This is a genomic window from Azospira sp. MPR-LB4, assembly GCF_058809525.1.
Genome location: NZ_CM179521.1, coordinates 2,970,769 through 2,992,964, shown reverse-complemented (window position 1 = coordinate 2,992,964; position 22,196 = coordinate 2,970,769). Strand labels below are relative to the sequence as shown.

The 22,196-nt window shown below is 66.7% G+C and carries 23 protein-coding genes; 8 read left to right on the top strand and 15 right to left on the bottom strand.

All coding sequences use genetic code 11. The annotated features are described in order from the left end of the window. Positions 1-95 precede the first annotated feature (95 nt). Positions 96-1,172, top strand: coding sequence for a histidinol-phosphate transaminase (hisC, locus tag AC3QLZ_RS14105; RefSeq protein ID WP_043798910.1), 1,077 nt, complete (start codon positions 96-98; stop codon positions 1,170-1,172). Between the two features lie 153 nt (positions 1,173-1,325). On the opposite strand, the gene AC3QLZ_RS14100 is transcribed toward hisC, so the two are convergent. From AC3QLZ_RS14100 to hisG, 4 genes are read right to left on the bottom strand one after another with little or no spacing between them, the layout of a single operon-like run. After that, positions 1,326-1,847, bottom strand: a complete 522-nt coding sequence (locus AC3QLZ_RS14100; RefSeq protein ID WP_014236509.1) for a chromate transporter — start codon at positions 1,845-1,847, stop codon at positions 1,326-1,328. Next, positions 1,844-2,443, bottom strand: coding sequence for a chromate transporter (locus AC3QLZ_RS14095; protein WP_014236508.1), 600 nt, complete (start codon positions 2,441-2,443; stop codon positions 1,844-1,846). Before AC3QLZ_RS14095 ends, AC3QLZ_RS14100 begins: the two co-directional genes overlap by 4 nt. Further along, positions 2,436-3,743, bottom strand: coding sequence for a histidinol dehydrogenase (gene hisD / locus AC3QLZ_RS14090; protein WP_014236507.1), 1,308 nt, complete (start codon positions 3,741-3,743; stop codon positions 2,436-2,438). The genes AC3QLZ_RS14095 and hisD overlap by 8 nt, the downstream gene beginning before the upstream one ends. Beyond that, positions 3,740-4,390, bottom strand: a complete 651-nt coding sequence (gene hisG, locus AC3QLZ_RS14085) for an ATP phosphoribosyltransferase (RefSeq protein ID WP_014236506.1) — start codon at positions 4,388-4,390, stop codon at positions 3,740-3,742. Before hisG ends, hisD begins: the two co-directional genes overlap by 4 nt. 122 nt (positions 4,391-4,512) lie before the next feature. Between hisG and AC3QLZ_RS14080 the strand changes: the two genes are divergently transcribed. Continuing rightward, positions 4,513-5,400 (top strand): cation diffusion facilitator family transporter, encoded by an 888-nt coding sequence (locus AC3QLZ_RS14080; RefSeq protein WP_014236505.1) that lies wholly within the window; start codon positions 4,513-4,515, stop codon positions 5,398-5,400. 24 nt (positions 5,401-5,424) lie between these two features. Here the strand turns inward: AC3QLZ_RS14080 and AC3QLZ_RS14075 are convergent, their stop codons facing one another. From AC3QLZ_RS14075 to AC3QLZ_RS14025, 11 genes are all read right to left on the bottom strand, one after another. Next, positions 5,425-5,694: a nitrogen fixation protein NifZ gene (locus AC3QLZ_RS14075; RefSeq protein ID WP_014236504.1), complete on the bottom strand. Its 270-nt coding sequence runs from the start codon at positions 5,692-5,694 to the stop codon at positions 5,425-5,427. A 134-nt stretch (positions 5,695-5,828) separates the two neighbouring features. Then, positions 5,829-7,082, bottom strand: a complete 1,254-nt coding sequence (gene murA / locus AC3QLZ_RS14070; RefSeq protein ID WP_014236503.1) for a UDP-N-acetylglucosamine 1-carboxyvinyltransferase — start codon at positions 7,080-7,082, stop codon at positions 5,829-5,831. Then, positions 7,075-7,320 carry a BolA family protein gene (locus tag AC3QLZ_RS14065; protein ID WP_014236502.1) on the bottom strand — a complete coding sequence of 82 codons (246 nt, stop codon included), beginning with the start codon at positions 7,318-7,320 and terminating at the stop codon, positions 7,075-7,077. The genes murA and AC3QLZ_RS14065 overlap by 8 nt, the downstream gene beginning before the upstream one ends. Positions 7,321-7,323: 3 nt before the next feature. After that, a complete protein-coding gene (locus tag AC3QLZ_RS14060; RefSeq protein WP_014236501.1) occupies positions 7,324-8,079 on the bottom strand; it encodes an ABC transporter permease in 756 nt (251 codons plus the stop codon). Beyond that, the gene (locus AC3QLZ_RS14055) at positions 8,076-8,999 is read right to left on the bottom strand and encodes an ABC transporter ATP-binding protein (protein ID WP_014236500.1); all 924 of its coding nucleotides are present in this window, start codon (positions 8,997-8,999) and stop codon (positions 8,076-8,078) included. Before AC3QLZ_RS14055 ends, AC3QLZ_RS14060 begins: the two co-directional genes overlap by 4 nt. Before the next feature lie 19 nt (positions 9,000-9,018). Next, a complete protein-coding gene (locus AC3QLZ_RS14050) occupies positions 9,019-9,306 on the bottom strand; it encodes an STAS domain-containing protein (RefSeq protein ID WP_014236499.1) in 288 nt (95 codons plus the stop codon). Continuing rightward, a complete protein-coding gene (locus tag AC3QLZ_RS14045) occupies positions 9,306-9,935 on the bottom strand; it encodes an MlaC/ttg2D family ABC transporter substrate-binding protein (protein WP_014236498.1) in 630 nt (209 codons plus the stop codon). Before AC3QLZ_RS14045 ends, AC3QLZ_RS14050 begins: the two co-directional genes overlap by 1 nt. 97 nt (positions 9,936-10,032) lie before the next feature. Continuing rightward, the gene (locus tag AC3QLZ_RS14040) at positions 10,033-10,722 is read right to left on the bottom strand and encodes an MlaA family lipoprotein (RefSeq protein ID WP_083833936.1); all 690 of its coding nucleotides are present in this window, start codon (positions 10,720-10,722) and stop codon (positions 10,033-10,035) included. 113 nt (positions 10,723-10,835) lie between these two features. Next, the gene (gene mlaD / locus AC3QLZ_RS14035) at positions 10,836-11,306 is read right to left on the bottom strand and encodes an outer membrane lipid asymmetry maintenance protein MlaD (protein ID WP_014236496.1); all 471 of its coding nucleotides are present in this window, start codon (positions 11,304-11,306) and stop codon (positions 10,836-10,838) included. Next, positions 11,306-12,088: a lipid asymmetry maintenance ABC transporter permease subunit MlaE gene (mlaE, locus tag AC3QLZ_RS14030; protein WP_014236495.1), complete on the bottom strand. Its 783-nt coding sequence runs from the start codon at positions 12,086-12,088 to the stop codon at positions 11,306-11,308. The genes mlaD and mlaE overlap by 1 nt, the downstream gene beginning before the upstream one ends. Beyond that, positions 12,081-12,902, bottom strand: a complete 822-nt coding sequence (locus AC3QLZ_RS14025) for an ABC transporter ATP-binding protein (RefSeq protein ID WP_014236494.1) — start codon at positions 12,900-12,902, stop codon at positions 12,081-12,083. The genes mlaE and AC3QLZ_RS14025 overlap by 8 nt, the downstream gene beginning before the upstream one ends. Positions 12,903-13,059: 157 nt before the next feature. Between AC3QLZ_RS14025 and AC3QLZ_RS14020 the strand changes: the two genes are divergently transcribed. From AC3QLZ_RS14020 to AC3QLZ_RS13995, 6 genes are all read left to right on the top strand, one after another. Next, a complete protein-coding gene (locus AC3QLZ_RS14020) occupies positions 13,060-14,523 on the top strand; it encodes a sigma-54-dependent transcriptional regulator (protein WP_014236493.1) in 1,464 nt (487 codons plus the stop codon). Continuing rightward, entirely contained in the window at positions 14,513-15,958 is a 1,446-nt protein-coding gene (locus AC3QLZ_RS14015) for an AAA family ATPase (RefSeq protein WP_014236492.1), read from the top strand. The genes AC3QLZ_RS14020 and AC3QLZ_RS14015 overlap by 11 nt, the downstream gene beginning before the upstream one ends. 154 nt (positions 15,959-16,112) lie before the next feature. Further along, positions 16,113-18,017: a pilus (MSHA type) biogenesis protein MshL gene (gene mshL / locus AC3QLZ_RS14010; RefSeq protein WP_014236491.1), complete on the top strand. Its 1,905-nt coding sequence runs from the start codon at positions 16,113-16,115 to the stop codon at positions 18,015-18,017. Positions 18,018-18,609: 592 nt separating this feature from the next. Beyond that, the gene (locus AC3QLZ_RS14005) at positions 18,610-19,281 is read left to right on the top strand and encodes a tetratricopeptide repeat protein (protein ID WP_238526365.1); all 672 of its coding nucleotides are present in this window, start codon (positions 18,610-18,612) and stop codon (positions 19,279-19,281) included. Then, entirely contained in the window at positions 19,278-20,984 is a 1,707-nt protein-coding gene (locus AC3QLZ_RS14000; RefSeq protein ID WP_014236489.1) for a GspE/PulE family protein, read from the top strand. Before AC3QLZ_RS14005 ends, AC3QLZ_RS14000 begins: the two co-directional genes overlap by 4 nt. A gap of 9 nt (positions 20,985-20,993) precedes the next feature. Then, positions 20,994-22,193: a type II secretion system F family protein gene (locus tag AC3QLZ_RS13995; protein WP_014236488.1), complete on the top strand. Its 1,200-nt coding sequence runs from the start codon at positions 20,994-20,996 to the stop codon at positions 22,191-22,193. Positions 22,194-22,196 lie beyond the last annotated feature (3 nt).

Here is a 22,196-nt window from a genome sequence, read left to right as displayed (position 1 = left end):
CAGCGGCCATGATACCATTTCAGCCCTGCACCAGCCGTGGCGGTGTGCCCTTTCGCGCCGCCCGCCCCATCCACTTTTCCCTGATCCGTCCGGCCATGAGCAAATTCTGGAGCCCCCTGGTAAATCGCCTCACCCCCTACGTTCCCGGGGAGCAGCCCAAGCTGCCCAATCTGGTGAAGCTGAACACCAACGAAAATCCCTACCCGCCCTCCCCCAAGACCGTAGCCGCCATGCAGGCGGAAATCGGCCATGACGGCGCCAGCCTGCGCCTCTACCCGGACCCCAGCGCCGACCGGCTGAAGGAGGCGGTGGCCGCCTTCTACGGCGAATTCGGCATCGGCGCCAGGCAGGTCTTCGTCGGCAACGGCTCCGACGAGGTGCTGGCCCACGTTTTCATGGCCCTGCTGCAACATGACGCCCCCCTGCTCTACCCGGACATCAGCTACAGCTTCTACCCGGTCTATGCCGGCCTCTACGGCATTAGCGCCGAAACCGTGGCCCTGGACGGGGATTACGGCATCGACCTTTCCGCCTACCGCCGCGCCAACGGCGGCATCATCTTCCCCAATCCCAACGCTCCCACCGGCCGCCTGCTGCCCCTGGGAGAGATCGAGGCCCTGCTGACGGCCAATACGGAATCGGTGGTGGTGGTGGATGAGGCCTACGTGGACTTCGGCGGTGACACGGCCATCGCCCTGGTGAACCGTTTCCCCAACCTGCTGGTGGTGCACACCCTGTCCAAGTCCCGCTCCCTGGCGGGCCTGCGGGTGGGCTACGCAGTGGGCCACCCGGACCTGATCGAGGCCCTGGAACGGGTCAAGAACAGCTTCAACTCCTACCCCCTGGACCGTATCGCCATCGCCGGCGCCGTGGCCGCCCTGGAGGACCGGGCCTGGTTCGACCGCACCCGCAATGCGGTGATCGCCAGCCGGGAACAGCTGGTGAGCGATCTCACCCTGCTCGGCTTCCAGGTCCTGCCCTCCGCCGCCAACTTCGTCTTCGCCCGCCACCCGGGCCGGGACGGCGCCGAGCTAGCCCAGGCCCTGCGCCAGCGCAGCATCATCGTGCGCCACTTCAAGGCGCCGCGCATCGACCAGTTCCTGCGCATCACCATCGGCACCGACGAGCAGTGCGGCGCCCTGGTGGCAGCCCTCAAGGAAATCCTCGGCTAAGTCGCCGGCGCTTCGAAAACAAAAGGCCCGTCCAGCTGGACGGGCCTTTTGTTTTCCCCTTGCCCTACGAGGCAGCAGGGACGGCACTCTCCACCACGGCATGGCCGGAAGGCGCGCAGATATTACCTCTCCAGCCACCGCTCCCGGACCGCCTCACACCCAGCCCAGCAAGCCCGCCACACCGCCCAGGCCGATCAGCCACAGGGGGTGCCACTTGGTCTTGAGCAGGGCGGCGGCCGTCAGGCCGGCCAGCAGCACCCCGCCCCAGCCCAGGCCGGCCGCCTGGCCGATGAGGAAGGCGGCGGCGAAAACCAGGCCCACCGCCAGGGGTGCCACTCCCAGCTGCACCGACTGCTGCCAGCGGGCACCGGCGAAGCGGTGCCAGTGCTGCATCAGCAGGTAGATCATGATGCCCGTGGGCAGCACCATGCCCAGGGAAGCGGCCAGGGCGCCGGGCACGCCCGCCACCTCCCAGCCGATCAGGCTCACCACCAGGCCGTTGGGGCCGGGGGCGGCCTGGGCGATGGCGTAGAGATGGGTGAAGGTGGCATCGTCCAGCCAGTGCTTTTCCAGCACCACCACCCGGTGCATTTCCGGCAGCAGGGCCGAGGCGCCGCCGAAGGCGACGCAGAAGAGCAGGGCGAACTGGAAGAAGAGGTCGGCCAGGAGGCTCACGGCGCCCCCTTGCGTTTCAGGTGGGCGTAGGCGACGCCGGCGGCAAGCGCCAGCAAGGCCACCATGACGATGGGCATGGGCCAGCGCAGCAGGGCCACGGCGACGAACACCGCCAGGGTGAAGGGCAGGAACAGGCGCTTCACCTGCAAGGCCAGGCCCATGCGCAGGGCGGTGCCGAAGAGCAGGCCGCAGCCCACCGCCGCCACGCCCCGCAACAGGCCCTGGACCTGGGGCAGCTGGCCGTAGCGGTCATAGAGCAGGCCCAGCAGCAGCACGATCAGCAGGGGGCCGCCGAAGAGGCCGCTCACCGCGGCGATGGCGCCGCGGATGCCCTGGTAGCGGGAGCCCACGGCGATGGAGAGGTTGGCCACATTGGGCCCGGGCAGGAACTGGCACAGGCCCAGCAGGGAATTGAATTCCTCCGCCGTCAGCCAGCGCCGCTCCTCCACCAGCATGCGCCGGGCAAAGGGCAGGACGCCGCCGAAACCGGAAATGCCGACGGAGGAAAAGCCGAGAAACAGCTGCCTGCACGTGACAGGGGCGGGAGAGTTGCCTCCCCCGCCCCCGGGCTGTTCCTGTGCGCCGGCCTCAGGCATCGAGACGGTAGCGGGCCGACTGGGCGTGGGCCGGCAGGCCCTCCCCGTCCGCCAGGGTGGCGGCGATGCGGCCCAGGGTCTGGGCCCCGGCCCGGGACACCCGGATCAGGCTGGTGCGCTTCTGGAAGTCGTAGACCCCCAGGGGCGAGGAGAAGCGGGCGCTGCCGGAGGTGGGCAGCACGTGGTTGGGGCCGGCGCAGTAGTCGCCCAGGGACTCGGAGGTGTAGGGGCCGATGAAGATGGCGCCGGCATGGTGAATCTTCTCCACCCAGGCATCGGGCTCGGCCAGGGACAGCTCCAGGTGTTCCGGGGCCACCCGGTTGGCCATGGCCACGGCCTCTTCCAGATCCCGCACCAGGATCAGGGCGCCCCGGTTTTCCAGGGAGGTGCGGATCACGTCGCGGCGCGGCATGGTGGGCAGCAGCTTGTCGATGCTGGCCTGCACCTTCTCGATGTAGGCGGCGTCGGGGCAGATCAGGATGGACTGGGCCAGCTCGTCGTGTTCGGCCTGGGAGAAGAGGTCCATGGCCACCCAGTCCGGGTCCGTGGAGCCGTCGGCCAGCACCAGGATCTCGGAGGGGCCGGCCACCATGTCGATGCCGACGATGCCGAACACCCGGCGCTTGGCGCAGGCCACGTAGGCGTTGCCCGGACCGACGATCTTGTCCACCTGGGGCACGGTTTCGGTGCCGTAGGCCAGGGCGGCCACGGCCTGGGCGCCGCCGATGGTGAAGACGCGATCCACGCCGGCCAGACAGGCGGCCGCCAGCACCAGGGCGTTATGCTCGCCGCCGGGGGTGGGCACCACCATGATCAGTTCCTTGACCCCCGCCACCTTGGCCGGCAGGGCGTTCATCAGCACCGAGGAGGGATAGGCGGCCTTGCCGCCGGGCACGTAGAGGCCGACCCGGTCCAGGGGCGTCACCATCTGGCCGAGCATGGTGCCGTCGGCTTCGGTGTAGGTGAAGCCGGCACCCAACTGGCGCTCGTGGTAGGTGCGGATGCGCTGGGCAGCCGCTTCCAGGGCGGCCCGGCGCTCGGCGGGGAGGCCGTCCAGGGCGGCCTGCAGCTCGGCCTTGGGCAGCTCCAGGGCGGCCATGCCGGCAACGGAGAGACGGTCGAAGCGGTTGGTGTATTCCACCACTGCGGCGTCGCCCCGGGCCTTGACGTCGGCCAGGATGCCGACCACGGTCTTTTCGATGTTCTCGTCCTGGGCGCCCTCGAAGGCCAGCAGTTCATCGAGGCGCTGCTGGAAATCGGCGTCGGCGCTGTTCAGGCGCTTGATGTTCACGCTGCTCATGCATTCTTCTCCACGGCCTGGGTAAAGGCGTCCAGGATGGGACCGAGGATTTCCCGCTTAAGTTTCAGGGAAGCCTGGTTGACGATGAGACGGGAGGAGATGTCCATGATGTGTTCCACCTCCACCAGGTTGTTGGCCTTCAGGGTGCCGCCGGTGGACACCAGGTCCACGATGGCGTCCGACAGGCCGGCCAGGGGCGCCAGTTCCATGGAGCCGTAGAGCTTGATGAGGTCCACGTGCACGCCCTTGGCAGCAAAATGCTCCCGGGCGATCTTGGTGTACTTGGTGGCGATCTTCAAACGGGCGCCCTGGCGTACGGCATGCTCGTAGTCGAAGCCGGCGGGAACGGCCACGCTCATGCGGCACTTGGCGATCTTCAGGTCCAGGGGCTGGTACAGGCCGGCACCGCCGTGCTCGATCAGCACGTCCTTGCCGACCACGCCGAGGTCGGCGGCACCATGCTGGACGTAGGTCGGCGCATCGGTGGCGCGGACGATCACCACCCGCACGTCGGGGCGGTTGGTGCCGATGATCAGCTTGCGGGAGGTTTCGGGATTTTCGGCGGGCACGATGCCGGCCGCCGCCAGCAGGGGCAGGGTTTCTTCGAAGATGCGGCCCTTGGAGAGGGCGATGGTAATGCCGTTCACGGCGTTTTCCCGGGGCAAAAGAAGGCATTTTACCGTATCGCCGCCCCGCCTTGGACCATGCTTCTTGGGCCGCGGCCGGGCTTATGGTAAAAGCATGACCTTCCCCCGCCTCCGGACTGCCCATGAGCGCCATCATCTACGCCCTTTCCGCCAACGCCGGCATCGCCGCCTCCAAGGCCGTGGCAGCCGCCTACACCGGCTCCTCCGCCATGCTGGCCGAAGCCGTGCACTCCGCCGCCGACTGCGCCAACCAGCTGCTGTTGCTGCTGGGCATCAGGCAGGCCAGGCGGGAACCGACGCCGGACCACCCCCTGGGCTTCGGCAAGGCCACCTACTTCTGGTCCTTCATGGTGGCCATCATGCTCTTCTCCCTGGGCGGCGCCTTTTCCATCTACGAGGGCGTGCACAAGCTGTCCCACCCGGAGCCCCTGGCAAATCCCTGGGTCGCCATCATCGTCCTGGGCGTCGGCGTGCTGCTGGAAGCCTGGTCCCTGCGCGGCTGCATCCACGAAATCCGCGAGAAGGCGGGCGACATGCCGCTTTGGCGCTATTTCCGCGACAGCCGGGAGTCGGAGCTGATCGTGGTCATGGGCGAGGACATCGCCGCCCTGGCCGGCCTGACCCTGGCCCTGGGCGCCATCCTGCTTTCCCTGGCCACCGGCAATCCGGCTTTCGACGCCTGGGGCAGCATCGCCGTCGGCGCCCTGCTGGTGGTGGTGGCCATCGGCGTCGGCCTGGAGGTGAAGGCCCTGCTCATCGGCCAAAGCGCCGAGCCCGCCGCCCATGCGGCCATGGAGCAGTGGCTGCGGCAGCGCCCGGAGGTGGAAACCCTCTACAACCTGATCTCCTTCCAGATGGGCAGCTACCTCTTCGTCGCGGTGAAGGCCCGCATGGCCGAACAGCAGAGTGCCAGCGGCCTCATCGACCAGATCAATGCGGTGCAGGACGCCCTCAAGGCATCCTTCCCGGACGTGCGCTGGGTCTTCTTCGAACCGGACGACAAGGGCTAGGGCCGCGCCCCGCCCTCCGCCGGCTCAGGCCAGGGCCGCAGCTTCGGCCTCGTCCTGGGTCAGTTCCTCGGGCAGGCAGCCGACGGGCGGACCGAGCACCCCGTCCGTGCCTTCGAAGCGCACCAGGATGATTTCCTGGCGCATGTCGGCCGCGGCGGCGCCGATCTGCACCACCACGCCGCGGCTTCCCGGCCGGGCGAAGACCGCATCTTCCGGCTGCTCGGGCACGCCGCCGTCGTTCTGGATGGTTTCCCGGGCGAAAATCACGTCGCCGATGTTGAGGTAGTTGGGCATGGGCTTTCTCCATTGAGGACAGTCCCATCCAGCAATCTTGATGCCTGAACGAAATCCCTTGTTTTTCATGCAGTTAAAAAAAGCCCCGTTGTCGCATGCACGACAACGGGGCTTTTTTGTCGGGGAACGGCGGTTCAGCGCACCCGGCGCACGCTGGCTCCCAGCTTGGAAAGCTTCTCCTCGATGCGCTCGTAGCCCCGGTCCAGGTGATAGATGCGCTCGATCAGGGTCTCGCCCTTGGCCACCAGGGCGGCGATGACCAGGGAGGCGGAGGCCCGCAGGTCGGTGGCCATCACCGTGGCCCCTTCCAGCTGGGGCACGCCCTTGACCACCGCGGTGTTGCCGTTGATGTCGATGGCGGCGCCCAGGCGGGCCAGTTCCACCGCATGCATGAAGCGGTTCTCGAAAATGGTCTCGCGGATGGTGGCGGCGCCGTCGGCCACGGTGTTGAGGGCCATGAACTGGGCCTGCATGTCCGTGGGGAAGGCGGGATAGGGGGCGGTGCGGATGCTGACGGCCTTGAGGCGGGCCGGGGCCTTGAGGCTGATGGCGTCGCGCTCGGTCTGGATGTCGCAGCCGGCGTCCATGAGCTTGTCGATGACCGCGTCCAGATAGGCGGAGGAGGTGCGGGTCAGACGCACCTCACCGCCGGTGGCGGCGGCGGCACAGAGGTAGGTGCCGGTCTCGATGCGGTCCGGCATGATGCGGTGAGTGGCGCCGTGGAGCTTGTCCACGCCCTGGATGCGGATGACGTCGCTGCCGGCGCCGGAGATGCGGGCGCCCATGGAGATGAGGCAGTTGGCCAGATCCACCACTTCCGGTTCCCGGGCGGCGTTCTCGATGACGGTTTCGCCCTCGGCCAGCACGGCGGCCATCATCAGGTTCTCGGTGCCGGTGACGGTGACCATGTCGGTGCAGATGCGGGCGCCCTTGAGGCGGCTGGCCTTGGCATGGATGTAGCCGTGCTCCACCTTGACCTCGGCCCCCATGGCCTGCAGGCCCTTGATGTGCTGGTCCACCGGCCGGGCACCGATGGCACAGCCGCCGGGCAGGGACACCTTGGCCTCGCCGCAGCGGGCCACCAGGGGGCCCAGCACCAGCACGGAGGCGCGCATGGTCTTGACCAGGTCGTAGGGAGCCACCGGGTTGTTGAGGCCCTTGGCGTCCAGGACCACGCCGTCGGCGCCGTCCAGTGTCACTTCCAGGCCCATCTGGCCGAGCAGGCCGAGCATGGTGGAGACGTCGTTGAGGTGGGGCAGGCTGGACAGGCGCAGGGGCTCGGCCGACAGCAGGGAGGCGCAGAGGATGGGCAGGGCCGCATTCTTGGCGCCGGAAATGGCCACTTCGCCGCGCAGGGGCGTGCCGCCCTGGATGAGGAGCTTATCCACGCTGGGCCTCCCATTCTTCCGGGGTGAAGGTCTTGAAGGAGAGGGCGTGGATTTCGCCGCTGTCCAGCCGGTCCTTGATGGTCTGGTAAACCCGTTGCTGGCGCTGCACCCGGCTCTTGCCGGCGAACTCGGCGCTGACGATCACCGCTTCAAAGTGATGGCCGTCCCCGTCGATCCGGATGTGGTCGCAGGGCAATCCCTCCTGGATGTAGGTTTGGATGTCTTCGGGTCTTACCATGGGTCAGGCTCTCAATTTGTAGCCCCGCTTGAGCAGGGCCAGGGTCAGCGCGGTGAGCGCGGCAAAGCAGACGGACACCACCAGCAGGCTTTGTTGCGGAGCGGCGTCGGAAACGCCGAAGAAGCCGTAGCGGAAACCGTCGATCATATAGAACACGGGGTTGAAATGGGACACCTGCTGCCAGAAGGGCGGCAGGCTGTGAATGGAGTAGAAGACGCCGGAGAGCATGGTCAGCGGCATGATCAGGAAGTTCTGGAAGGCCGCCAGCTGGTCGAACTTGTCGGCCCAGATGCCGGCGATCATGCCCAGAGCCCCCAGCATGGCGCCGCCGAGCACGGCAAAGGCCAGGGCCCACAGGGGATGGGCCAGTTGCAGGGGGGCGAAGGCCAGCGTCATCAGCAGCACCCCCAGCCCCACCACCACGCCCCGGGCCAGGGCCGCCAGGACGTAGGCGAGGAAAAACTCGCCGTAGGCGATGGGCGGCAGCAGCACGAATACCACGCTGCCGGTGACCTTGGATTGGATCAGGGACGAGGAGGAATTGGCGAAGGCGTTCTGCAGCACCGACATCATCACCAGCCCGGGCACCAGGAAAGCGGTGTAGGTGACGCCGTGGATACGGGTGTTTTCATCCAGCACGTGGGCGAAGATGAGCAGGTACAACAGGGCCGTCAGCACCGGTGCCGCCACGGTCTGGAAACCGACCTTCCAGAAACGCAGCACTTCCTTGTAGAACAGGGTACGAAAGCCCAGCATCATGGCTGCACCGCCTCCCGGCTGACTTCGCCGCGCATCAGGCGAACGAAGACTTCTTCGAGGTCCGGCTCGTCCAGCTTCAGGTCGGCGACGCCGCAACCTGCCTGGCGCAGGTCGGCCAGCACCTGTTCCAGTTCGGCAAAGCCCGCCAGACGTAGACGGCAGACGGCCCCCTCCCGGGACAGCAGGCGCGGCACCAAGGCTGCGGGCAGGTCACCCTGGCCCAGGCGCAGGGTCAGGGTGTGGCCGGAAAACTGGCGCAACAGGCTGGCCGTCTCATCCAGAGCCACCAGCTGCCCCTGCTTGAGCATGCCGATGCGGCCGCACAGGGTTTCCGCCTCTTCCAGGTAATGGGTGGTGAGGATGATGGTGTGGCCCTCGCCGTTGAGGCGGCGGATGAATTCCCACAGCCCCTGGCGCAGCTCCACATCGACGCCGGCCGTGGGTTCGTCAAGGACGATCACCGGCGGCCTGTGCACCAGGGCCTGGGCCACCAGCACGCGCCGCTTCATGCCACCGGAGAGACGGCGCATGTTGGTATCGGCCTTGGCGGTGAGGTCCAGGTTTTCCAGAATCTCGTCGATCCAGGCATCGTTGTTGCGGATGCCGAAATAGCCGGACTGGATGCGCAGGGTTTCGCGCACGGAAAAGAAGGGGTCGAAAACCAGCTCCTGGGGCACCACGCCCAGCAGGCGCCGGGCCTCCCGATAGTCGGCCACCACGTCGCGGCCGAGCACCCGGACGCTGCCGGCATCAGGCCGGGCCAGGCCGGCAAGGCAGGAAATCAGCGTGGTCTTGCCGGCGCCGTTGGGCCCCAGAAGGCCGAAGAACTCGCCCTCGGCGATTTCCAGGGAGACTCCGGCCAGGGCCTGCAGGGAGCCGAAGCGCTTGGCGACACGATCGAAGTGGACAGCAGTGCCCATGGGATTCCGGGCGACAGGCTCAGGCCAGGGGCAGGAGGTCGGAAATACCGTACAGCTCCGCCAGGCTCAACAGGCCGGCGGGAGGCGCAACGATATCCAGCTGACGGCCCTGGGTCTGGGCACGGCGCAGCCAGGCGAAGAGCAGGGTCAGGGCCGAGGAATCGGCCTCGGTCACGGCGGACAGATCGACCCGGGTTAGCCCGGGCGTGGCGGCCAGGGCATCCTGGCCCTGGGCCAGGAGTTCCCGTGCATTGGCAATCACCATGGGGGCGGTCACCCTCAGGGTGGAACCTTCAATGGAGATCATCACTTCTTACCGGCGGCAGCGGCTTCCAGGCCCTTGTTCTTGGCAGCCAGGGTGCTGATCAGGCCATCGACGCCATTGGCGCGAATTTCCTGGGTGAAGGATTCGCGGTAGTTGGTCACCAGGGAAACGCCGGCCACCACCACGTCATAGACCTTCCAGCCGTCTGCCTGCTTGTCCAGGGCGTAGTCCAGGCCGATATGCTTGCCGTTGGTCTGGTGCACCAGGGTGCGCACGGTCACGTCGGTTTCGCCGGCCTGCATCTTGAAGGGCTTGTACTCGACGGTCTGATCCTTGTAGGCGGTCAGGGCGTTGGAATAGGTACGCACCAGCAGGATGCGGAATTCATTGGTCAGCCGGGTCTTCTGCTCGGCGCTGGTCTTGGACCACTCGCGGCCCAGGGCCAGGGCGGTCATGCGGGTGAAGTTGAAGTGAGGCAGCACCTTGGTTTCCACCAGGTCGATGGCCTTCTTGGTGTTGCCGTTCTGCAGGTCCTTGTCGGCGCGGACCACGGCCAGCACCTCATCGGTCACTTTCTTGACCAGCACATCGGGGGCCATGTCGTCGGCGAAAACGGGAGCGGACAGGAGACCGAAGCTGAGAATGGTGAAAAGGACACGAATGGCTTTCATGGCGCAATCTCTCTAATTGGGAAGCGGATTTTAACTTAGGGGGGAGCACAAAGACATACCCCGCCTGGCGGCGGGGTATGGTCAGGAGGGGGAAGACTCAGTCCTCAAGCTTTTCCCGGGGCGGGTTGCCGTCGTAAACCAGGCTCTTGCGGCGCTGCAGGTAGGCATCGCGCATATAGGTGTACTTGTCCAAGGCGGCATCGTCGATGACCTTCTCCGCCGGCAGCAGGGAAGCGCGGGTATCCACCAGGCGCAGCACGGCCAGGCTGTTGCGGGTCGGCACGTGATCCACGTTCCATACCGGATCAACAGCCACATCCACCACGTAACCGGCGGTATCACGCACGGTGCGGGAGCCGATGAACGGCCACACCACGTAGGCGCCTTCGCCCACACCCCAGCGGCCGAAGGTCTGGCCGAAGTCCTCGTCATGCTTTTCCAGACCGGCGGGCGTGGCCACATCGAACACGCCCAGGACGCCGATGGTGGTATTCAGCAGGAAGCGGCCGGCATCGGAGGCGGCGTCGGCGGGCTTGCCCTGCAGCAGGTTGTTCACGGCGATGAAGACGTCGGCGATGTTGCCGAAGAAGTTGCCGACCCCGGTCTGCACCGGCTGGGGCAGAACGTAGTCGTAGCCCTGGGCCACCGGCTTGATGATGGCCTTGTCCAGGCCGTCATTGAAGGAGAACATGGCCCGATTGAAACCTTCCAGGGGATCCTTGGGGTTGTTGGCGGTGCTGGCACAGCCGGAGAGTCCGGCCAGCAAAGCCGTGGCTAACGCGAACATACCGAAACGCTTGGCTACCTTTTTATCCACTTTTGTCCCTCGAAATATCGATAGTTAGTTATTTGTGCGTCGCGCCAAGCATGCCAGAGGAATGAAGCCATGGCAAAACCGGCTTACTTCTTGTCCTGTCCTTCGGATGCCTTGTTGAACAGGAACTGGCTGATCAGTTTCTCCAGCACCACCGCCGACTGGGTCTTGGAGATGGAGTCGCCGGGGGAGAGCATTTTCTCGTCCCCGCCCACATCCAGCCCGATGTACTGCTCACCAAGCAGGCCGGAAGTCAGGATCGAAGCGAAAGTATCCTTCGGAAACTTAAAACGGGTATCCACCGTCATGGTCACCACGGCTTCGTAGGTCTGGGGATCGAAATGGATTTCCGACACCCGACCCACCACCACACCGGCACTTTTCACCGGACCGCGGACCTTCAGGCCCCCGATATTATCAAACTTGGCCTGCAGGACGTAGGTCTCGGCAAAGTTGGAACCGGACAGATTCCCCACTTTTAGTGCCAAAAACAACAGTGACAGGAAACCAATAGCGACAAAAACACCGACCCACAGGTCGAGCACCTTACGATTCATCAAGCCCCCCGGAACATAAACGAGGTGAGAACAACATCCAGCGCCAGGATAACCAGGGCCGACGTCACCACAGTGCGCGTGATCGCGCGAGAAACCCCCTCGGCGGTCGGCGCCGAGTCATAGCCTTCAAATACGGAAATCCACGACACGGCGGCACCGAACACCACGCTCTTGATGACGCCGTTGAGGATGTCTTCGCGGAAATCGACGGAAGCCTGCATCTGGGACCAGAAGGCGCCGTCATCGACGCCGATCAGCACCACGCCGACCAGCCAGCCGCCGAACACCCCCATGGCCGAGAACAGGGCCGCCAGGAAGGGCATGGAAATGACACCACCCCAGAAACGGGGCGCCACCACCCGGGCCAGGGGATTGACGGCCATCATGTCCATGGCCTTCAACTGCTCGGTGGCCTTCATCAGGCCGATTTCCGCCGTGATGGAGGAACCGGCCCGGGAGGCGAACAGCAGGGCCGCCACCACGGGGCCCAGCTCCCGCACCAGGGACAGGGCCACCAGGATGCCCAGAGCTTCGGAGGAACCGAAGCGCTGCAGGGTTTCATAGCCCTGCAGCCCCAGCACCATGCCGACGAAGAGGCCGGAAACGGTGATGATGAGCAGGGACAGCACGCCACTGAAATAGACTTCCCGGACCGTCAGGTTGGGCCGGGTCAGGCACTGGCCGGAATAACGCAGGACGGCCCAGAAGAAGCGGCTGGCAAAACCCAGCTGCCAGATACGATCCACCAGGCTGGCGCCCAGCCGACGCAACAAATCAGCCACGCACACCTCCCAGCAGGGAATCGGCCACGGACACCGCCGGGTAATGGAAAGGCACCGGGCCGTCGGCCTCGGCATGGACAAACTGATGCACGAAGGGGTCCCGGGAGGCCCGGATCTCGTCCGGCGTGCCCTGGGCCACGACCCGTCCGGCAGACATGAAGTAGATGTAGTCGACGATCTGCAGGGACTCCTGGATATCGTGGGTGACCATGATGGAGGTCGCTCCCAGGGCATCGTTGAGCTTGCGGATCAGCTGACCGATGACGCCCAGGGAAATGGGGTCGAGGCCGGTGAAGGGCTCGTCGTACATGATCAGCATGGGGTCCAGGGCCACCGCCCGGGCCAGGGCCACCCGGCGGGCCATGCCGCCGGAAAGCTCGTTCGGCATCAGCCCGGCGGCGCCGCGCAGGCCGACGGCCTGCAGTTTCAGCAGCACCATGTCGCGGATCAGCTCTTCCGGCAGATCGGTATGTTCCCGCATCTGGAAGGCCACGTTGTCGAACACGGACATGTCGGTGAACAGGGCGCCGAACTGGAACAGCATGCCCATGCGGCGGCGCAGGGCATAGAGTTCCCGGGTATTCATGCGGTGCACCGCATGGCCGGCCACCTTGACCTCGCCCGCACTGGGACGCAGCTGGCCGCCGATCAGGCGCAACAGGGTGGTTTTGCCGCAGCCACTGCCGCCCATGATGGCCACCACCTTGCCCTTGTGGAAGCTCATGTCGATGCCTTCCAGCACCTTGCGGGGGCCGGAATCGGTATCGTAGGCGAAGTTGAGGCCGCGTATTTCGACCAAACTCTCGGTCGGCACGGAAAATCCTTGCTGAAAAAACCAAAGGGGGCGATTTTAGCAGATAGACCCTGGGGCTCCGTGAAAAATTCCAGCGAAACTCCCGGGGAAGTGGCGTATTTTGGCCACATAAAGCGCTGCAAGCCCCCTTGCTGCCACCAATTTCGAGCGAACGAAAATGCCCGATAAAAGCGCCTTCCCCGCGGCATCGTCACGCCCCCTGCTGCTGATCGTGGACGACGACCCCCTGATCAGCGACACGCTGGCCTATTCCCTGGCGTCCTCGTTCGAAGTCCTCACCAGCCCCTCCCGCAGCCACTGTGCCAGCCTGCTGCGCCAACTGCGCCAGCCACCCGACCTGGCCCTGGTGGACCTGGGACTGCCTCCCCTGCCCCACCAGCCGGACGAAGGTTTTGCCCTCATCGGCGAACTGCTGGCCCTGTCGCCGGCCATGCGCATCCTGGTGCTTTCCGGCCAGGACGGGGAAGCCCACGGCCGCCACGCCCGCACCCTGGGAGCGGTGGACTTCATCGCCAAACCGGCCGACCCCGCCCTCCTGCGCCAGGCCCTGCTGAACAGCCTCACCTTCCGCGAGGCGGCCCCGGCCGATTCGCCCCTCCTGGGCCACAGCGAACCCATGGAGAAGCTGCGGGCCCAGATCCACCACTACGCCGACTCCCCGTTTCCGGTGCTGATCGAAGGCGAATCGGGCAGCGGCAAGGAAATCGTCGCCCACCAGCTGCACCTGGCCACCGGCCGCCGCGACAAGCCCTACCTGGCCCTCAACTGTGCCGCCATCTCGCCCACCCTGCTGGAGCCCACCCTGTTCGGCCACGCCAAGGGTGCCTTCACCGGGGCCGCCGGCGCCCGCAGCGGCTATTTCGAGGACGCGGCGGACGGCACCCTGTTTCTCGACGAAATCGGCGAACTGCCCCTGGAGCTGCAGCCCAAGCTGCTGCGGGTCCTGGAAAACGGCGAGTTCCAGCGGGTCGGCGAAACCCAGAGCCGCCGCAGCAACGCCCGCATCGTCGCCGCCACCAACCGGGACCTGAAAAGGGAGGTGCGCGAGGGACGCTTCCGGGCCGACCTCTACCACCGCCTCTCCGTATTCAGCATCCTGGTCCCGCCCCTGCGGGAAATGGGCCGGGACCGGCAGGAACTCCTGGAGCACTTCCGCCAGCGCTATGCCCAGCAGAGCCACCTCCCGCCTTTCCAGCTGGACGAGCCGGCCCGGGCCCTGTGGGATGGCTATGCCTTCCCCGGCAATGTGCGGGAGCTGCGCAACATCGTCATCCGCCTCACCGCCAAATACCCGGGCCAAACGGTGACGGCTGAACAGCTGGCCGGCGAACTGGACCTGCCCCAGCCCGATACTGGTCCCCGCCACGACCAGCCCGTGACACCCGACATCCGGGCCGCCCGGGAGCACCTGCAGCAGGCCCCGGCCGGTTTCGACCTGGACCAGCACCTGGCCCGCTGGGAAAAAGCCTATGTGGAGGCCGCCCTGCAGATCACCCAGGGCAACCTGAGCCAGGCAGCCCGCCTGCTCGGCATCAACCGCACCACCCTGCACGCCCGCCGGGACAGCCTGGAGCGCCTGCCCAGCCAGGACCAAGGAAACGAGGACCGCCATGTACCTTGAACACTACGGCCTGCGGGAGGCTCCGTTCCGCATCACCCCGCACACCGACTTCTTCTTTGCCGGCGGCAACCGGGGCGCCACCCTGGAAGCCCTGATCTACGCCATCAGCAACGACGAGGGCATCGTCAAGGTGACGGGCGAGGTGGGCAGCGGCAAGACCATGCTGTGCCGCATGCTGCTGGAAAAGCTGCCGGCCACGGTGGAGACGGTCTACCTGGCCAACCCCTCCTATTCCCGGGACGAGATTCTCCATGCCCTGGCAGCCGAGTTGCAGCTGGAGCTGCCCGAAGGACGCCCCTCCCTGCTGCTCAAGGCCCTGCAGGAACGCCTGCTGCAAAGCTATGCCGCCGGACGCCGGGTGGTGGTGCTGATCGACGAGGCCCATGCCATGCCGGGGGAAACCCTGGAAGAAATCCGCCTCCTCTCCAACCTGGAATCCTCCCGCCACAAGCTCCTGCAGATCGTCCTCTTCGGCCAGCCGGAGCTGGACGAGCGCCTGGCCCAGCCGGACCTGCGCCAGCTGAAGGAACGCATCACCCACAACTTCGGCCTGGAGCCCCTGCGCCGCACCGACATCGGCCCCTACCTGATGTTCCGCCTGCGGGCAGCGGGCTACCACGGGCCCGACATCTTCAGCCCGCGGGCCCTGCAGGACATCGATGCGGCTTCGGAAGGCCTCACCCGGCGCATCAACATCCTGGCCGACAAGGCCATGCTGGCCGCCTTCGCCGCCAACACCCACCTGGTGGACCAGCCCCAGGTCCAGGCCGCGGTGAAGGACGCCCAGTTCGCTCCCCTGCCGGCCGCCAACAAGGCAAGTCCCCTGCGCCCCATGCTGCTGGCCCTGCCCCTGGGCCTCGCCCTCACCCTCGGCGCCTACTGGGCAGGACGGCAAAGCGTCGCCGCCGACGCGGCGCCGCCCGCGGCTGCCGCCGCACCCACCGCCCAGACACCCGCCACCACGCCATCAGCGGCCGCCCCGGAAGCTGTCACAGCCCCCGAGGCAACGCCGGCGCCCCAGGAGCCAGCGGCAACCCCGGGGGCCGAATCCGCACCGGCGGAAACGCCGGCGGCCACCTCCGCCGCCCCGCTCCCCGCCGACCTGCCGCCAAACACCGGCCGCCTCACCCGGCAAGCCCTGGCGGCGCACCAGGCCTGGCTGCCCCAGGCCGACGACCGCCACTATGTGCTGCAACTGCTGGCGGTGAGGGGTTCCGCCACCCGGGAAGTGGAAGCCTTCCTGGCCCAGGCCGCCCGCGACCTGCCCCCCGGGACGCTGCGCGCCTACTACCGGACGGCGGCGGAGGGACCGCGCTGGGGCGTGACCTACGGCGACTTTCCGGACCGCAACAGCGCCGTGACGGCCCTGGCCGCCCTTCCCGAAGCCATCCGCAACACCCGCCCTTACCCGCGGCAGGTGCAGCGGCTACGTTAAAAAAAGGGAAAACAGGCGAAAAAGTGTGAGGAAAGCCCAATTTCCACCAAAAAAAACATGCTAGAGTGAATCGAAGCTTCAAAAATAATCAACGTTAAAACATAGCGTTACATAAGAACGGCCCCATAACGAGACAACCGATAAGGCCCGCCCCATGAAGCCTGCCCATTACGGCCCCCGCCCCGACGGCCTCCCGTCGTTGCCCAAGCATTTCCCCGTGCGCGCCCTGCTGGCAGCACTATCCCTGGGACTGCTCGGCGCCTGCGCCTCCCCCGTTGCCAAGGACCCCAGCAAGGCCCACCTGCAGGCGGACTCGGCGCCCGTGGTCAGCGGTGCCATTCCGGCACCGGTGATGCAGACGGCGGCCTTGCCCAAACCCCGGATCGCCCCCCGCACCGAGACCTATTCGGTGGTGGTGAACAACGTCAAGGTGCAGGAACTGCTGTTCGCCCTGGCCCGGGACGCCAAGCTCAACGTGGATATCCACCCGGGCATCAGCGGCACGGTGACCCTCAACGCCATCGACCAGACCCTGCCCCAGATCCTCAACCGCCTGGCCAAGCAGGTGGACATGCGCTTCGAACTGGACGGCCCCAATCTGGCGGTGATGCCGGACACGCCCTACCTGCGCAATTACAAGATCGACTACGTGAACATGACCCGGGACACCGCCGGCACCGTCTCGGTCACCACCCAGATCGCCACCGCCGGCGCCGGCGCCAGCACCACCGGCACCACCACGGTCCCGGGCACCGCCGGCAGCGGCAACAGTTCCGTCACCCGCATCGAGAACAAGGCCCAGCACCATTTCTGGGACAACCTGATCCAGAACATCAAGGACATCCTGCGGGAAACCGACAAGGTCATGCCCGAAGGCTCATCGGAAACGGTCACCGAAGTAGCCGCCACCCAGACCACCACCGGCACCGGCACGCCGCCGGCGGCCGGCAGCCGCACCTCGGCCCCCGCCACCAGCCTGGCGGGCAGCGCCAATCCGGCCACCCTGCAGAACAGCGGTGCCATGGTGGTGCGGCGCACCACCTTCCGGGAGGCCGCCTCGGTCATGGCCCACCCGGAAACGGGCATCGTCACGGTGCGCGCCACCTCCCGGCAGCACGAGAAAATCCAGGAATACGTGGACCAGGTGATGGGCAGCGCCCGGCGCCAGGTGCTGATCGAGGCCACCATCGCCGAAGTGCGGCTGGACCAGAACTACCAGCAGGGCATCAACTGGAGCCGCATCACCGGCGGCGCCGCCGGCTTCACCTTGACCCAGACCCTGGGCGGTGCCGTGGCCGGCATCATCGCCAGCGGCAGCAATTTCGAGATCGGCTACAAGAACTCCACCTCCGGCGGCGGCTTCACCAGCGCCCTGCGCCTGCTGGAAACCTTCGGCACGGTGAAGGTGCTGTCCAGCCCCAAGATCAGCGTCCTCAACAACCAGACGGCGGTGATCAAGGTGGTGGACAACCACGTCTATTTCACCATCAAGGCCGACACCAGCCAGAACCAGGTGAACACCGTCACCACCTACACCACCACCCTCAACTCGGTGCCGGTGGGCTTCGTCATGAACGTCACTGCCCAGATCAGCGGCGACGACACGGTGCTGCTCAACATCCGCCCCAGCATCTCCCGGGTGGTGGATGAAATCCCCGACCCCAATCCGGCCTTGAAGAAGGGCATCAACGGCCTGGCCGACAGCATCGAGAGCAAGGTCCCGGTGATCCGCACCCGGGAGATGGAATCGGTGCTGCGGGTGGAAAACGGCAACATCGCCGTCATGGGCGGCCTCATGGAGGAGATGCTGCAGAACCGGGCCGACAGCGTTCCCGGACTCTCCCGCCTGCCCGTGGCCGGCGGCCTCTTCTCGGCCAAGGACGACTCCCTGCAGAAGACCGAACTGGTCATCTTCCTGCGCCCGGTGATCATCCGCGAAGCCAGCATCGGCGGCGACTACGCCAACCTGAGGGACGCCCTGCCGACCAAGGACTTCTTCGCCAACAACCCGGGGCCCCAGCAGCAGATGGCGCCCTCCGGCATGGAGCCACGGCCGTGAGCCTGCTCATGGATGCCCTGAAGAAGGCGGAGGAGGCCAAGCGCAACGCGGCCCCCGCCACCGGGGCGCCCGGCGAACTGAGCCTGGAGCCGGTGAGCCCCCAGCCCGGCAGCCAGGGGCAGTCGCCCCTGCCCAACCTGGACGACCACCTGGCAACGGTGGATGCCGACCTGGCGGCGGTGGCCGCCAGCCCGGCGCCCAGCCCCGCCGCCCCGCCGCCCCAATCCTCCCACCAGCCCGCCCCGCCGCCGCCCACGCCAAGTGCCGCTCCTGCCGCCGCAGCCGATGTGGAAGCGGAGCGCCAGGCGGCCCGCAATCTCTTCAACGCCAAGCTGTCCGCCGGCAACGGCACACCGCCCAACCGCAACAAGCTGTGGCTTGCCCTGGGCGCCCTGGCGGTGGGCCTGCTCGGCATCGGCATCTATTTCTGGTTCCAGTTGCAGGGCCTCAGCCAGAACCCCATGATCGCCCGCCCGGCGCCGACACCGGTGCAACCCCAGCCCCTGCCGCCGGCACCAATGGCAACGCCCATCGCCATGGCCCCCACGCCAGTAGCGGCTATAGAAGCGCCTCCCAGCCCCCCGTACCGGAAATGCCCACCCCCCTTACCCGGGAGCGTCCCGTGCCCCAGGAACGCCAGCCGGCGCTGCCGCCGGAGGAGCCCAGCCCCATCCGCCTCAGCCGCGGCAAGCCGGCCACCAATCCGCTGCTGGAACGGGCCTACGGCGCCCTGCAGCGGGAGGATTTCGCCGCCGCGGTGCAGGACTACGACAAGGTGCTGCAGGCCGACCCGCGCAACACCGACGCCCTGCTCGGCATGGCCAGCATTGCCGGCCGCGAGGGCCAGACGGCCAAGGCCGAAGCCCTCTACCTGAAGGCCCTGGAGGCGGACCCGAAAAACCCGGTGGCCCTGGCCGGCCTGGTATCCCTCCTCGGCAACGGTGATCCGGCGGCGGCGGAAAGCCGCCTGAAGAATCTGCTGGCAACCCAGCCCGAGGCCGGCCACGCCCACTTCGCCCTGGGCAATGTGTACGCCCGCCAGGGCCGCTGGAGCGAAGCCCAGCAGGCCTATTTCAAGTCCCTGGCCAGCGACGGCGACAACCCGGACTATCTCTTCAACCTGGCGGTGAGCCTGGACCACCTGCGCCAGATCAAGCCGGCCCAGCAGTACTACCAAGCGGCCCTCGGCGCCGCCGCCGGCCGCTCCGCCATGTTCGACAAGGAAGGCGCCCGGCGCCGGCTGCAGGAGTTGGCCGCGCCATGAACGCCCCCAGCCCCCAGCGCCGCCCCCTGGGCCAGATTCTCATCGCCCAGGGGATCATCTCCGAAGACCAGCTGCGCATCGCCCTGCTGGAGCAGATGAAGTCCAACCAGCCGGTGGGCAAGCTGCTGGTATCCCTCGGCTTCGTCTCGGAAACGACCCTGCGGGAAGCCCTTTCGGAAAGCCTGGGCAAACGCTCCATCGACCTCTCCCGGGCGGTCATCGACCCCTCTGCCCTCAAGCTGGTGCCGCGGGAGCTGGCCAAGCGCCACCACATCCTGCCCCTGGACTTCGATGCGGAAAGCCACCGCCTGACCCTGGCCCTGGCGGACATCAACGACATCGTCGCCCTGGACAAGGTGCGCAGCCAGCTCAACGCCGAGCTGGAAATCGAGACCCTGCTGGCCGGCGAGTCGGAAATCGACCGGGCCATCGACCAGTACTACGGCTACGAGCTGTCCATCGACGGCATCCTGCACGAGATCGAGACCGGCGAGATCGACTGGAAGAGCCTGCAGTCCTCCTCCGACGAATACAGCCAGCCGGTGGTGCGCCTGATTGACGCCATCCTGGCCGACGCGGTGAAGCGGGACGCCTCCGACGTGCACTTCGAGCCGGAGGCCAACTTCCTGCGCATCCGCTACCGCATCGACGGCATGCTGCGGCAGATCCGGGCCCTGCATAAGTCCTACTGGCCGGCCATGGCGGTGCGCATCAAGGTCATGAGCGGCATGAACATCGCCGAGACCCGGGCGCCCCAGGACGGCCGCATCAACCTGGTGCTGAGCGGCCGCCAGGTGGACTTCCGGGTTGCGGCCCAGCCCACCATCCACGGCGAAAACGTGGTGCTGCGCATCCTGGACCGGCAGAAGGGCATCGTGCCCCTGGAAGGTCTGGGCCTGGCGGAGGACCACCTGGACCTGCTCAAACTGATGATCGCCCGGCCCGAAGGAATCATCCTGGTCACCGGCCCCACCGGCAGCGGCAAGACCACCACCCTCTATTCGGTGCTCAACCACATCAATTCCGAGGGCGTGAACATCATGACCCTGGAAGACCCGGTGGAGTACCCCATGGCCCTGGTGCGCCAGACCTCGGTGGCGGAATCGGCCAAGCTGGACTTCGCCAACGGCATCCGCTCCATGATGCGCCAGGACCCGGACGTGATCCTGGTGGGCGAAATCCGCGACACGGACACCGCCGAGATGGCCTTCCGTGCCGCCATGACCGGCCACCAGGTGTATTCCACCCTGCACACCAACTCGGCCATCGGCGCCATTCCCCGCCTGCTGGACATCGGCATCCTGCCGGATCTGATGGCCGGCAACATCATCGGCATCGTCGCCCAGCGCCTGGTGCGCCGCCTCTGCCCCGGCTGCAAGACGCCCTACCAGGCCGAGGCCCACGAATCACGCCTGCTCGGCATCCCGGCGGAAGGGCCGCGACCGGTGATCTACCACCCCTGCGGCTGCGAGCGCTGCGACTTCCAGGGCTACCGGGGCCGCATCGCCATCATGGAACTGCTGCGCATGACGCCGGCCATGGACGAGCTGGTGGCGCGCCGCGCTACGGCCCGGGACATCCGCAACGAGGCCACCCGCCAAGGCTTCCGCCCCCTGGCCGACGACGGCCTGCGCCGCGTGCTGGACGGTTCCACCTCCCTGGAGGAGCTATCCCGGGTGGTGGACCTCACCGACCGGATGTAGGGTCCGGCCATGGGACTCTTCAACTACAAGGCCGTCGATGCGGATGGCCGCATGATCCAGGGGCGCCTCGACGCCATCAATCTGGTGGACCTGGAGATGCGCCTCAAGCGCATGGAAATGGACCTGGTCAACGGCACCCCGGTCAGCAGTTGGGACATGTTCGGCGGCTCGGTGCCGCGCCGGGAGCTGATCAACTTCTGCTTCCACCTGGAACAGCTGAACCGGGCCGGCGTGCCCATCCTCGAAGGCCTCTCCGACCTGCGGGACTCCCTGGAGCATCCGCGCTTCCGCGAAGTCATCGCCAGCCTGGTGGAATCCATCGAGGGCGGCCAGACCCTGTCCCAGGCCATGGCCCTGCATCCCCGGGTGTTCACCAAGGTCTTCGTCAGCCTGGTGCGGGCCGGGGAACTGACCGGCCAGCTCTCCGAAGTACTGCAGAACCTCACCGAATCCCTCAAGTGGGAGGACGAGATCGCCTCCCAGACCAAGAAGCTGCTGATGTACCCGGCCTTCGTCGGCACCATCGTCCTGGGCGCCACCTTCTTCCTCATGGTGTACATGGTGCCCCAGCTGAAGCAGTTCGTGCGCAACATGGGCCAGGAGCTGCCAGCCCAGACCCGGGCCCTCTTCTTCGTCTCCGACCTGCTGGTCAACTACTGGTACCTGGCCCTGCTCCTGCCCATCCTCGGCATCGCCCTGCTCAGCTACCTGCTGCACACCAATCCGGCGGTGCGGCACGGCTTCGACGCCTTCAAGCTGAAACTGCCGGTGTTCGGGCCGATCCTGAAGAAGATCGTGCTCTCCCGCTTCGCCAACACCTTCGCCCTGCTCTATTCCTCGGGCATTCCCATCCTGGAGTCGATCCGCACCACGGAAGAGGTGGTGGGCAACCGGGTCATCCGCCAGGGCCTGGAAAAGGTGGAACAGCTGATCGGCGAAGGCCAGAACGTCACCACCGCCTTTCACACCATCGGCCTCTTTCCGCCCCTGGTGATCCGCATGCTGCGGGTGGGGGAAAGCACCGGCTCCCTCGACACCGCCCTGCGCAATGTCAGCTACTTCTTCAACCGGGACGTGAAGGAGTCGGTGGAAAAGATCCAGTCCCTGATCGAGCCCGCCCTGACCCTGATCCTCGGCTCGGTCCTGGGCTGGATCATGCTGGCCGTCCTGGGGCCGGTGTACGACGTCATCAGCAAGATCAAGACCTGAGCC

Bases quoted from the DNA above. Each gene is read 5' to 3' on its own strand.
- mlaD (WP_014236496.1), bottom strand. From the start codon at position 11,306: ATGAATCGTAAGGTGCTCGACCTGTGGGTCGGTGTTTTTGTCGCTATT.
- hisC (WP_043798910.1), top strand. From the start codon at position 96: ATGAGCAAATTCTGGAGCCCCCTGGTAAATCGCCTCACCCCCTACGTT.
- AC3QLZ_RS14050 (WP_014236499.1), bottom strand. From the start codon at position 9,306: ATGATCTCCATTGAAGGTTCCACCCTGAGGGTGACCGCCCCCATGGTG.
- AC3QLZ_RS14015 (WP_014236492.1), top strand. From the start codon at position 14,513: ATGTACCTTGAACACTACGGCCTGCGGGAGGCTCCGTTCCGCATCACC.
- AC3QLZ_RS14040 (WP_083833936.1), bottom strand. From the start codon at position 10,722: ATGTTCGCGTTAGCCACGGCTTTGCTGGCCGGACTCTCCGGCTGTGCC.
- AC3QLZ_RS14080 (WP_014236505.1), top strand. From the start codon at position 4,513: ATGAGCGCCATCATCTACGCCCTTTCCGCCAACGCCGGCATCGCCGCC.
- AC3QLZ_RS13995 (WP_014236488.1), top strand. From the start codon at position 20,994: ATGGGACTCTTCAACTACAAGGCCGTCGATGCGGATGGCCGCATGATC.
- AC3QLZ_RS14095 (WP_014236508.1), bottom strand. From the start codon at position 2,443: ATGCCTGAGGCCGGCGCACAGGAACAGCCCGGGGGCGGGGGAGGCAAC.
- AC3QLZ_RS14065 (WP_014236502.1), bottom strand. From the start codon at position 7,320: ATGGTAAGACCCGAAGACATCCAAACCTACATCCAGGAGGGATTGCCC.
- AC3QLZ_RS14075 (WP_014236504.1), bottom strand. From the start codon at position 5,694: ATGCCCAACTACCTCAACATCGGCGACGTGATTTTCGCCCGGGAAACC.
- AC3QLZ_RS14005 (WP_238526365.1), top strand. From the start codon at position 18,610: ATGCCCACCCCCCTTACCCGGGAGCGTCCCGTGCCCCAGGAACGCCAG.
- mshL (WP_014236491.1), top strand. From the start codon at position 16,113: ATGAAGCCTGCCCATTACGGCCCCCGCCCCGACGGCCTCCCGTCGTTG.
- AC3QLZ_RS14055 (WP_014236500.1), bottom strand. From the start codon at position 8,999: ATGGGCACTGCTGTCCACTTCGATCGTGTCGCCAAGCGCTTCGGCTCC.
- AC3QLZ_RS14020 (WP_014236493.1), top strand. From the start codon at position 13,060: ATGCCCGATAAAAGCGCCTTCCCCGCGGCATCGTCACGCCCCCTGCTG.
- hisD (WP_014236507.1), bottom strand. From the start codon at position 3,743: ATGAGCAGCGTGAACATCAAGCGCCTGAACAGCGCCGACGCCGATTTC.
- AC3QLZ_RS14000 (WP_014236489.1), top strand. From the start codon at position 19,278: ATGAACGCCCCCAGCCCCCAGCGCCGCCCCCTGGGCCAGATTCTCATC.
- AC3QLZ_RS14060 (WP_014236501.1), bottom strand. From the start codon at position 8,079: ATGATGCTGGGCTTTCGTACCCTGTTCTACAAGGAAGTGCTGCGTTTC.
- AC3QLZ_RS14045 (WP_014236498.1), bottom strand. From the start codon at position 9,935: ATGAAAGCCATTCGTGTCCTTTTCACCATTCTCAGCTTCGGTCTCCTG.